Origin of the sequence: Tumebacillus permanentifrigoris (assembly GCF_003148565.1) — a bacterium.
GTDB lineage: Bacteria > Bacillota > Bacilli > Tumebacillales > Tumebacillaceae > Tumebacillus > Tumebacillus permanentifrigoris.
Map to the genome: position 1 here is coordinate 1 of NZ_QGGL01000021.1, position 12,439 is coordinate 12,439.

General features: G+C 57.9%; 5 protein-coding genes. All 5 read left to right on the forward strand.

What is annotated here, in order from left to right; all coding sequences use genetic code 11:
- On the forward strand, positions 1–6,663 hold a 6,663-nt coding region (locus tag C7459_RS19345; RefSeq protein ID WP_146201055.1), incomplete at its 5' end, for an amino acid adenylation domain-containing protein.
- Between the two features lie 159 nt (positions 6,664–6,822).
- Positions 6,823–7,788: an ABC transporter ATP-binding protein gene (locus C7459_RS19350; protein ID WP_109690932.1), complete on the forward strand. Its 966-nt coding sequence runs from the start codon at positions 6,823–6,825 to the stop codon at positions 7,786–7,788.
- The gene (locus tag C7459_RS19355; RefSeq protein ID WP_109690933.1) at positions 7,781–8,728 is read left to right on the forward strand and encodes an ABC transporter permease; all 948 of its coding nucleotides are present in this window, start codon (positions 7,781–7,783) and stop codon (positions 8,726–8,728) included. The genes C7459_RS19350 and C7459_RS19355 overlap by 8 nt, the downstream gene beginning before the upstream one ends.
- A gap of 176 nt (positions 8,729–8,904) precedes the next feature.
- Positions 8,905–11,694, forward strand: coding sequence for a PAS domain S-box protein (locus tag C7459_RS19360; RefSeq protein ID WP_109690934.1), 2,790 nt, complete (start codon positions 8,905–8,907; stop codon positions 11,692–11,694).
- Between the two features lie 283 nt (positions 11,695–11,977).
- On the forward strand, positions 11,978–12,355 hold the full coding sequence (acpS, locus tag C7459_RS19365) for a holo-ACP synthase (RefSeq protein ID WP_109690935.1): 378 nt from the start codon (positions 11,978–11,980) through the stop codon (positions 12,353–12,355).
- Positions 12,356–12,439 lie beyond the last annotated feature (84 nt).

The window sequence follows — 12,439 nt, forward strand, 5'->3', positions numbered from 1 at the left end:
GAGGTAACCGCGCTCTATGAGGCGGACGTTCTGGGAACCGACCTGTCGCTCGACAACCTCCAGATTCAATATGCCGACTATGCCGCATGGCAACGTGACTGGCTGCAAGGCGATGTGCTGGAGGGGCAACTTTCCTATTGGAGAGCGCAACTGGGCGGCGAACTGCCAGCTCTGCAATTGCCGACCGATCGTCCGCGCCCACCCGTGCAAACGTACAACGGCGCAACAGAGACCGTCGCGCTCTCAAAGCAGATGCAAGATGCGTTGCACGAACTCAGTCGCCGTCATGGAGCGACCCTGTTCATGACCTTGCTCGGCGCGTTCCAAACGTTGCTGTACCGCTACTCGGGGCAGGAAGACTTCGCAGTGGGCACGCCGATTGCCGGACGTGTTCATGAAGAGACGGAAGACCTGATCGGCTTCTTCGTCAACACGCTGGTCATGCGCACCGATCTGTCGAATGATCCGACCTTTGTTGACTTGTTATCTCGCGTGAAAGAAACGGCGCTTGGCGCTTTTGCGAACCAAGATGTGCCGTTTGAAAAATTGGTCGAGGAGCTTCAGCCGGAGCGCGACACCAGTCGCACGCCGCTGTTCCAAACGATGTTCATCTTGCAAAACACGCCGACGACCACCGCGCAACTACCGGGTTTGCAGCTCGAGTCGATCGAGATTGACAACCAATCGGCGAAGTTCGACCTGACGCTCACACTGGAGGAAACGGTCGCGGGCTTGAGCGGAACTTTCGAGTTCAACACCGACCTGTTCGACGCAGAGACGATTCAACGCATGTCTCAGCACTTTGAGAATCTGTTGACGGCGATGATCGCCAACCCGATGCAAAAAGTGGCGGAAGTACCGTTGCTGTCGGCATCAGAGGAGCAAGTCTTGCTGGTCGACTGGAACCAGACAGATGCGGACTTCCCGCGCACCGTGACGATGCACCACCTGTTCGAAGCGCAAGTGGAGCGCACGCCAGAAGCAATCGCGCTCGTGGTGGGCGAACAGCGTCTGACCTATCGCGAATTGAATGGCCGTGCAAATCAAGTAGCGCACTATCTGCGTCGTCTCGGCGTGCAACAGGAATCGTTGGTCGGGGTCTACCTACAGCGTTCCGTGGAGATGGTCGTCGGGATGCTGGGGATACTCAAGGCTGGCGGTGCTTACGTTCCGCTCGATCCGGCCTATCCGCAGGAGCGGATCTTGTACACGATGGAAGATGCGGAAGCGACCGTGCTGTTGACGCAATCAGACCTCCAAGAACAACTGCCTTCTTCATTGAAAACGGTATGTCTGGACTCCGAATGGGAGCAAATCGCACAGGAAGCGGATTGTAACCTCACCGCCGAATCGCTCAACACCTCTGCCACCCACTTGGCGTATGTCATCTACACCTCCGGCTCCACCGGCCGTCCGAAGGGGGTCGCGATCGAGCACCAAAGCGCCGTGGCGATGATCAATTGGGCACAAGGAGAGTACAGCCAGCAGGATCTCGAAGGTGTTCTGTTCTCGACTTCAATCTGCTTCGACCTCTCTGTCTACGAGCTGTTCGTCACGCTCAGCAGCGGAGGCAAGCTGATCCTCGCTGAAAATGCACTGCACCTGCCGCAACTGTCTGCCAAGGACGAAGTGACCCTGATCAACACGGTGCCCTCAGCGATCGCGGAACTGTTGCGCATCGGCGGGCTACCGACAACCGTGCGCACGGTGAACTTGGCGGGGGAACCTCTGCACCGCGTGCTGGTGGAGAAACTCTACCAACTGCCGCACATCGAAAAGGTCTACAACTTATACGGACCTTCTGAGGACACGACCTACTCCACCTACACGCTGGTGGAAAAAAGCAAGACCACAGCGCCGACGATCGGCCGACCGATTGCCAACACCCAACTCTACGTGCTCGACCGTTTGTTGCAACCCGTACCGCTGGGTGTCGTGGGCGAATTGTTCATCGCGGGTTCTGGTCTGGCACGCGGCTACCTGAATCGCGCAGAAATGACAGCTGAGCGCTTCCTCCCGAACCCATTCGGTGCAGGGCGGATGTACCGCACAGGCGACCTCGTTCGCTATCTGCCAGACGGTGAGTTGGAGTACATCGGACGCGCCGACCATCAGGTCAAGGTGCGCGGGTATCGGATCGAACTAGGCGAGATCGAGGAGCGACTCACGCTGTTGCCGACGGTGTCTGCAGCGGTCGTGTTGGTACGTGAGGACGAACCTGGCGACAAGCGCCTCGCCGCCTATGTGGTGTCGGAGTCCACGGTCAGCGAACTGCGAAGTGCGCTGAAAGAGACCTTGCCGGAATACATGATCCCATCCAACTTCGTGAAGCTCGACGCTCTGCCGTTGACACCGAATGGCAAAGTGGATCGCAAAGCACTGCCTGCACCTGAGCGCACGCTGATCGAAGCGGGAGCCTACGTGGCACCGCGCACAACTGGAGAACAGCGCGTAGCGGAGATTTTCGGAGATGTGTTGCGCGTCTCGCCAATCGGGGCACACGACAACTTCTTCACGCTTGGTGGGCACTCGTTGCTTGCGATGCAAGTGATCTCGCGCCTCCACTCAACGCTGGATGTCCAAGTGCCGCTTCGCGCCTTGTTCGAACATCCAACACCACAAGACATGGCAACCTTCATTCAAAGTTCGCAAACGGATCAAGCGCATCCAAGCGCCTCCTATGCGCCGATCTCCCGTGTGGACCGCGATCGTCATCTGCCGCTGTCCTTGGCCCAGCAACGCCTCTGGGTGCTCGATCAACTGCTGCCGAGCAACGCGTCGTACAACATCCCGCTGGCGGTACGTCTCGTCGGTGAACTCGACGTCCTCGCTCTGGAACGCAGCTTGAATGAGATCCTCGTGCGCCATGAATCGCTGCGCACGACGTTTGTCGAAGTCGACGGACAACCTGTGCAGATGATCGTTGCGCCATCGCATCACGTCTTGTCCGCACTCGATGTGCAGGGACGTGGGGAGCAGGAGATCTATGATCTGCTCCAGCGAGAAGCCCAACGGCACTTCGACCTGACGACAGGACCGCTCTTCCGCTTCCACTTGTTGCAGTCTGGTGAACAGGAGCACGTGCTGATGCTGAACATGCATCATATCGTGTCCGATGGCTGGTCGATCGGCGTGCTCGTGCGCGAATTGGCCGCCTTGTATGAAGCCTACGCACAGGGTCTGACATCACCGCTGCCGGAACTCACCGTGCAATACGCCGATTACGCGATGTGGCAACGAGAGCGCCTCCAAGGAGCGGCGATGGAGCAGCAACTCGCGTATTGGAAACACAAGTTGGGTGCGGAACTTCCCGTTCTCCAACTGCCGACCGATCGACCGCGTCCCTCCCTGCAAACACAGCGTGGAGCGCAGGAGTCTGTGGCGCTCTCCCAAGAGACATCAAACGCGCTACAAGCGCTCAGCCAACGCATGGGAGCCACGTTGTTCATGACGTTGCTCGGCGCCTTCCAAACGTTGTTGTACCGCTATACGGGACAAGACGACATCGCGGTAGGCACGCCGATCGCAGGTCGCGTTCATGAGGAGACCGAGCAACTGATCGGCTTCTTCGTCAACACCTTGGTCATGCGCACCGATTTGTCGGGGGATCTCAGCTTTGCAGACCTGCTGGCCCGCGTTCGTGAAACCGCCTTGGGAGCCTATGCCAACGCAGAAGTTTCCTTTGAAAAACTGGTCGAAGAACTGCAGCCGGAACGGGATCTGAGCCGAACGCCGCTGTTCCAAGTCATGTTCATGTTGCAAAACACGCCGATGCCGGCGGTGGAACTGCCGAACCTGACGCTTGAGTCGATCGAAGTGGACACCAGCACAGCGAAGTTCGACCTCACGCTGGCGCTTGAAGAGCGCCCCGAGGGTCTGTCTGGCGTGATCCAGTACAACACTGACCTGTTTGATGCGACGACCATTCGCCGCATGTTCCAGCATTTTGAATGCTTGCTGCAAGCGGCTGTCTCCGATCCGATGCAGAAGCTGGCACAACTTCCGTTGCTGTCTGAACAGGAACAGCAACAGATGGTGGTGGATTGGAACGCAACACATGCGGAGTACCCGCTTGAGACGAGCGTACACCAACTGTTCGAGGAACAGGTTGCGCGCACCCCTGAAGCGGTGGCGGTGGCCTATGAAGGGCAGACGATCACCTATCGCGAGTTGAACGAGCGCGCCAACCGCATCGCACATCACTTGCAAAAGCAAGGCGTGGGGCCAGAAGTCCTCGTCGGCCTCTACGCAGATCGTACGCCGGAGTTGGTGGCTGCCGTGTTCGGTGTGCTCAAGGCCGGCGGTGCCTACGTGCCGCTCGATCCGAGCTATCCACGAGACCGATTGGCCTACATGCTCAGCGACAGCGGTGTGCAGCACCTGCTCACCCAAGCGCACCTGATCGAGCATCTGCCAGCGCATCAAGCGAAGGTTCTATGCCTGGATACAGAGTGGGCACAGATCGCCGTAGAGCCAAGTCATAACCCAGCGAGCGACGTCGGACCTGAGAACCTCTGCTATGTGATCTACACATCCGGCTCCACGGGTCAGCCCAAAGGCACGATGATCGAGCACCGTGGCTTGACCAACTATCTGCATTTTGCCAAGACTGCGTATGAGGTGGAACAGGGAGCAGGGGCACCGGTGCATTCCTCGCTGTCCTTCGACCTGACCGTCACGTCGCTGTTCACGCCGCTCTTGACGGGTCGGACGGTTGTGCTGTTGCCGGAGACGGGCGATCTGGAAGCGCTCGGCCGCACGCTCAAGGAACAAGGACCTTTCAGCCTTGTCAAAATCACCCCGGCCCATCTGCAACTGCTCGCCCAGCAACTCGCGCCAGAGGAGATGGCCGATGCGGTTGGCACATTGGTCGTCGGTGGCGAGGCGCTGACGGCGGAGCATGTGCGCCCGTGGAAGACGCACGCGCCCAAGACGCGCTTGATCAACGAGTACGGCCCGACCGAAACGGTGGTCGGTTGCTCGATCTATGAAGTACAAGGCGATGAAGGGACACCGACGCTGTCGATCGGACGTCCGATTGCGAACATGAGCCTGTACATTCTGGACAGCGCGTTGCAGCCGGTACCGGTCGGCGTACAGGGGGAACTGTACATCGGCGGCGTTGGTGTTGGACGCGGCTATTGGAACCGTCCCGAATTGACGGCAGAGCGTTTTGTCCGCGATCCGTTTGCGAAACAGGACAGCGCGCGGATGTACCGGACAGGAGATGCCGCACGTTACTTACCAGATGGGAACATTGAATTCCTCGGTCGCCTCGACCATCAAGTCAAACTGCGCGGATACCGCATTGAACTTGGGGAGATTGAAGGGGTGCTGAGCCGTTGCGAGGCGGTGCGCGACCAAGTTGTGGTCGTGCAAGGGGACCGGTTGGTCGCCTACGTCGTCTTGGAAACCGAGGGGCAGGAGGTCCGCAGAGAGGTGCGTGCCTTCTTGTCTGAACAATTGCCGGAGTACATGATTCCTTCCGCGATCGTTCCACTCGACACCCTTCCGTTGACGACGAATGGCAAAGTGGATCGCAAAGCGCTGCCACAGCCTGAGGATGACCTCTTCGAGCGCAGTACGAGCTATGTAGAGGCTCGCGATGGTCTCGAAGCCCAACTGCTGAGCGTGTGGGAAGACATTCTGCGCGTCGAACCGATCGGTGTTCGCGACAACTTCTTTGAACGAGGCGGACATTCGTTGCTCCTCGTGCAATTGGGTTCCGCGATCCAGAAACAGTTCGGGCGCAAAGTACCGCTGGCGATGCTGATTCAGAATGCGACGATCGAACAACAGGCGAACTTCTTGCGCCAAAGCGAAGGGGTCTCCTACTCCCCGCTGTTGTCGCTCAAACGTGGCACTGCACAGACCCCGCCGCTCTTCTTGATGCATCCGGCCAGCCCCTTCGCGATCGGCTATCTGGACTTGGTTCGTGAACTGGGAGATCAGACGGTGTATGGGCTCCAATCCTACGGCATGAACGAAGGAGAAGCGCCGTTCGAGACGATCGAAGAGATGGCCTCCTACTATTTGGAGATCATCCGCTCCGCCCAAGGAGTCGGTCCTTATCGGATCGGCGGTTGGTCACTCGGGGGTGCGATCGCCTATGAAGTGGCGCGCCAGTTCGAGCAGCAGGGGGAAAAAGTGGAGCTACTCGTGCTGTTCGACAGCTATGTGCCGACAGAAGAGCATCGCCACCAAGCGCTCCAAGGGGAGATCGCGATGCTCCACGAATTCGGCTCGTCCTTGGCCCGCCGTGTAGGGGTCGACTTGGAACCGTTTGAAGATCTGCGCAACGTGACCGATCTTGAAGTTGCGATCCCACTTGTGCTGGAGCATGCGCAGCGCACCGGAGTGCTACCCGCCGAATTCGGAAGAGAGGAATTCGAGCGCCTGTACCGAGCGAGCAGTGCGAATCTCAAAGCCTATGGGAACTATTACCCGACGGGTTCGATCGAGCGGATGATTCTGTTCCGCGCCGAGGTCGACGCGATGGGCGTGCAGGACCCGACCTTAGGCTGGGATCAATTTGTGCAAGAAATCCAGATCCATCAGGCCGCTGGCGACCATCACGAGATGCTGACACCACCCTTTGTCTCTGGGGTAGGCGAACAGCTCAACCGCATCCTCTCGTCTACGGCATTCGAACGCACGAAATAAGAGAAAAAAGAGCAGAGGGAAGTTCCTCTGCTCTTTTTTTCGTTACATGAGAACTTCGTCACAATTTTATCTGCAACTTGTTCGAGTTGAAAAATACGCGATCGCAAAAATCTAGTGTAAAATCATCTCAAAACCAGCAAACAAAGGAGGTGGGACGTGATGAAGCAGGCAATCGTCGAAATTCGCGGGCTGACCAAAGAGATCGGAGGCAAACTCATCGTCGAGGATCTTTCGTTCGACGTACGAGAGGGCGAGGTACTCGGACTACTCGGGCCGAACGGGGCGGGCAAGACGACGACGATCCGCATGATCGTCGGGCTGATCTCGCGCACAGCAGGCACGGTGAAGATCGGCGGCGTCGATCTGGGTCGCGACTTTGAAGCGGCGTTGGCACAGGTCGGGGCGATCGTGGAGAACCCGGAGATGTACAAATTCCTGACCGGCTGGCAAAACCTCGTCCACTTCGCCCGCATGTCGAAGGGCGTCTCCGAGGCGCGCATCGAGGAAGTTGTGCGCCTCGTCGGACTGGAACAACGGATCAAGGACAAAGTCAAAACCTACTCGCTCGGCATGCGCCAGCGCCTCGGCCTCGCACAGGCGCTCCTGCACCGCCCGCGCGTGCTGATCTTGGACGAGCCGACCAACGGTCTCGACCCGGCGGGCATCCGCGAACTGCGCGACCATCTGCGACGGTTGGCAGAGCAGGAAGGCATCGCCGTGATCGTCTCCAGCCACTTGTTGGCGGAGATGGAATTGATGTGCGACCGCATCGCCGTCATGCAGCAGGGTCAGCTCGTCAGCGTGACGTCGCTCCATGAATTGGTCGGCCCGTCTGGTGCTGAGCAACTCCTCGACGTGCAGTTCGAGGTGGACGCAGCAGAACCCGCTCGTCAGATTCTGACTGCCTACGTAGGCGATGCGAATCTCGTGCGCGCTGTCGACAGGCCCTCGTCGAGTGGGCACCCGCATTCTGAGCTGCTCACGGTCCACGCCACCCGCAAGCAAATTCCAGACCTGAACGCCCGCCTCGTGCAAGCGGGGATCGCCGTCTATGGCATTCGCACGACGGTGAAGACGTTGGAGGATAAATTCTTGGAGCTGACGGGAGGCGGGGGCATTGGGTAACTTGATCCAGAACGAACAACTGAAGATCTACATACGCCCGCGCACGTGGGTGCTCGTCGGTCTGGTCGTCCTCTCCCTGCTCATCAACGCGATTTTTGCAGCGAAGCAAGTGGATGTCATGCCCGATTGGAAGGAAAAACTCACCCAACAGATCCAGCAGGAACAACAACAACTGCTCGATCCATCAGGCAAACTCAGCCCGCAGAAACGCAGTCAGCTTCAACAAAGACTCACCTTTGACCAATACAGGCTCGACCACAACCTCCCGCCAACGCACACCACTTCGTGGCTGTTTGCCAAGGGGTTCGCGGGACAGCTCGGTCTCGCCGCCATCGTCTGCATCGTGATCGCGGGCGACATCGTGTCCAGCGAATTCGCATGGGGCACGATCAAACTCTTGCTGATCCGACCGGTTACGCGCACGAAAATCTACCTGTCCAAATACATCGCGACACTCCTGTTCAGCCTCTTCCTGATCGTGCTGATGGGCGGGGGGAGTCTGCTGGTGGGCGGTCTCTTATTTGGCTTGGACGGGCTCGCTGAGCCCTATATTCCCAACGTCCCGCTCGAAGACATGGTGCCGGGCACGTTGAGCGTCGGACAGGATCTGCTGATCACCTATGGTGCAGCCTTGCTCTACCTCTGGGTGGTCTCGACCATCGCCTACATGTTCTCCGCCGCTTCGCGCAGCTCCGTTTTGGCGATCACGCTGACGATGGTCGTGACTGCGGTCGGGGAGATCGTCGCCAAGTCGTTACCTTCCTTCTCGGGCATGAAATTCTGGCTGTTCACCAACACCAGCCTGCTGCAGTATTTTGAAGGCATCCCGCCGTTCCCCGGCATGACGCTCGGTTTCTCACTCGCGGTGATCGCGGTGTATCTGCTGCTTTTCCACGCGATCGCCTGGGCGATTTTTACCAAAAGTGACGTCGCGGCGTGAAAAAAACCTCCATTCCAAATGGAAACGGAGGTTTTTTTATTCTGATCTTCTAATGTGAGTAGGAGAAATGTCACAACCTGTCGAAGTGAGAGTTTACCGATGCAAACAGAAACCCAAATTGGTCCCCAGACACCACGACGAATCGGGAGTACCGAACGGAGGAGGAGGAAGCGTTAGTGGAGAGCGAACGGCGGTTGCGCACGTTGATCGATGCCATGCCGGACTTCGTATGCTTTCTCGATATAGACGGTCGCTGGCTGGAGATAAACCGCTACGGACGTGAACTTTTAAACCTTCAAGAGGCGGAGATACGCGGGAAGACGCAAGCTGAGCTTGCTGAATTGAGCCCGCTGTTCGCCACGTTCGTGAACTTCGTCGAACAGGATTGTGAGCCAGATGGCCCGCCTGTGGTGACGGAGCAGCATGTCGAGCAGGCAGATGGCAATCTGGCAGTCTATGAAATGAAACGGGTGCCCGTCTACCGAGAGGATGGCACCTGTGAAGGAATGCTCGTCTTGGGGCGCGACACGACCGAGAAACAAGCTGCGATCCAAGACTTGCAGGAGAAGCAAGGGCTGTACAGCTCGATTATGGAAGGTTCAGCGATTGCGATCTTCCTGCACCAAGGCAAGCAGGTTGTGATCGCCAATGAAGCCGGATACAAGATGGTCGGAGCGGACGAGCCGACCGACCTCATCGGACGCTCCATCTTGGAGTTCATGCACCCCGACTTCATCAAGTCGATGCAGGCCAACGCCGGCCTCCAAGGCCGTCGCACCTACGAAGAGGAATGGATCTACCGCAGCGACGGCAGTATGCTGCCGGTCACGGTCACCGTCAGTCCGATCACGTATCAGAGCCAGCCTGCGATGCACATCTTCGTCCAGAGCCGCACGGAGATCAAGCAGGTGGAGGACAAACTGTCGGAGAGCGAAGCGAAGTACCAGATGATCGCTGAGAACACCTCCGACTGGATTTCACTGCTCGATGCCCAAGGCACGGTTCAGTATGCGTCACCATCCCATGAAGCCCTGCTGGGCTATTCGGTCGACAAGTTGGTGGGCAAAAGTTCGATGGACATCGTCCTCCCAGCAGACCAAGAGCAGGCGCGTGCAGCCTTTCAAGAGTGCGTGGCGACCAAGCGAACATCGGTGATGGAGTTCCGTTCTCTGACCAAGAACGGGGACATTTTGACTTTTGAAGCGAAGTGCTCTCCGATTTTCGATGAAACCGGCACGGTCAACCGCATCATGGTCGTCTCGCGCGACATCACCGAACGCAAGCGGGCGGAATTGGAATTGGAAGAGAACGAACAACGGTACAAATCGCTGTTCGAGTATAACTTGAACGCCGTCATTTCGATGGACCTCGAAGGTCATATCAAATCGATGAACCGGGCGGCCGAGGCGCTGTCCGGGTACGGAACGGACGAAGTGATCGGGCAATCGATCCTCAAGTTCATCCCGCGATCCAACTACAAGTTCGGACGGATGTCGATCGAGAAAGTCAAGGGCGGCGAACCGCACTACGGCGAGATCCTCTTGGTCAACAAGCGGGGCGAGCAACTGAACGTGGAAGTCGCGCTGATGCCGATCCACGTCAATGGCGAGATGATCGGCGTCTACGGCATGATGAAAAACGTCACGGAGCAAAAGCGCGCCGAAGCGCTGGTTTCGCACATGGCGTACTACGATTCGCTGACCGACCTGCCGAACCGCACGCTGTTCCGCGATCACATCTCCCGTGCGCTCGAACGTCGCAAGCCTGATGAGATGGTCGCGATCTTGTTTGCCGATTTGGACCACTTCAAGCACGTCAATGACACGATGGGTCACTCCGTCGGGGATCAATTGTTGAAAATGGTCGCTGAACGCATGCGCGAGTGCTTGCCAGAAGCAGCCTCCCTGAGTCGCAACAGCGGCGACGAGTTCGTGATCCTGCTCACAGGGCTCACAGATCGCACCGTCGTCGAGGACGCCTCACGTCGCCTGCTAGACGCCATCCACGCGCCGTTCACGCTGCATGGACAACTCACCTACCTGACCGGAAGTATCGGGATCGTGCTGGCCCCGGAACACGGCATGGACCCGGAGACATTGTTGCAGCATGCGGATATCGCGATGTATGACGCCAAGGACAAAGGCAAGAACCACTATCGGATCTTTGATTACATCCTGACCGAGCGCATGGCGAAGCGTGTGGAGTTGGAGCGTTCGATGCGCACCGCGTTGGAGCGCGACGAATTTGCGCTGTACTTCCAGCCGCTGATCTGTGCCAAGACAGGCAAAGTCGTCGGGGCCGAAGCGTTGATTCGCTGGTTCCGTCCCGGCCACGGGATGGTCTCGCCAGGGGAGTTCATCCCGATTGCGGAGGAGACCGGCCTGATCGTCGACATCGACCACTGGGTGTTGCGCACCGCCTGCAAGCACCAAAAGCAATGGCAAGCGCAAGGCTTTGAGCCGATTCAGATCTCCGTCAACCTCTCGACCCGCCAGTTCCAAGAGCCGAACTTCTTGGAGCGCGTGCGCCATGTCGTCGAGGACACCGGCGTCGATCTGAGTTGGATCGGGTTTGAGATCACAGAGAGCTTGATTATGCAGAACGTAGATTATGCGATCAAAGTGCTCAACGAATTGCGCGATATGGGCAGCATCATCTCGATTGACGACTTTGGCACCGGATACTCGTCGCTTGCGTATCTGAAAAAGTTCCCGATCGACAAGCTGAAAATTGACCGCACCTTCGTCCGTGACATCACCACACACGCCGAGGATGAGGCGATCACCAAGACGATCATCACGCTGGCGAAGAGCCTGCTCCTCAAAGTCGTCGCCGAGGGTGTCGAGACGATCGACCAGATCGAGAAGTTGAGACACTTGGAGTGCGATGAGTTCCAAGGCTTCTACTTCAGCCGCCCCGTGCCCGTCGAGGAATTTACGCACATGCTATCCCCACGGGTGCGCTGAGCAAGCAACCAGCGCCCCGTCAAAAAAGGAGGTGACCCGCCGCGGGTCACCTCCTTTTTATACGCTACTTTCGCTTGCGACGTTGGTCCGACTTGCCGAGCGCGACACAGAGCAGGACGAAGATGGTCGCAATCATCGCTAAGATTATGAAGCCCATCCCCTTGGCCCCCCTTCTACTACCCCCATCATATGGTCTAGGTCGACAAACCGTCACGGACAAGCAGGTCGCGTTTGCTGTACAATGTAAATAAACACTAGGCAGATGTAAAAGGAGGAGTCACCGATGATCATCGGGACCGGGATCGACATCACGGAAATCGACCGCATGGCAAACTTGCTCGAACGCCACGGCGTGACGATCTGGCAACGGGTCTTGGCCAAGGAGGAGCGTGAGATGTTCGACAACCCGAAGCGCCGCGCCGAGTACTTGGCCGGGCGCTGGGCCGCCAAGGAGGCCGCCTCCAAGGCGCTGGGCACAGGGATCGGAAAAGTCGGTCTGCACGACCTCGTGATCACCAAGACCGAACTCGGCGCTCCCCAACTCACCCTGCGCGGACATGCGGCCGAGCTCGCCGCCGAATTCGGCATCACGCACACCCATGTCTCGATCTCGCACAGCCAACAATTCGCGATCGCCCAAGTCATCCTCGAACGCAACTGAGATTCAACTTGTACTAAGCCCTGTCGGACAGGAATAGACATGTACCAGAGTGCATCGAATCGCAAACACTCGTCATAGTTCCCA

Bases quoted from the DNA above. Each gene is read 5' to 3' on its own strand.
- acpS (WP_109690935.1), top strand. From the start codon at position 11,978: ATGATCATCGGGACCGGGATCGACATCACGGAAATCGACCGCATGGCA.
- C7459_RS19350 (WP_109690932.1), top strand. From the start codon at position 6,823: ATGAAGCAGGCAATCGTCGAAATTCGCGGGCTGACCAAAGAGATCGGA.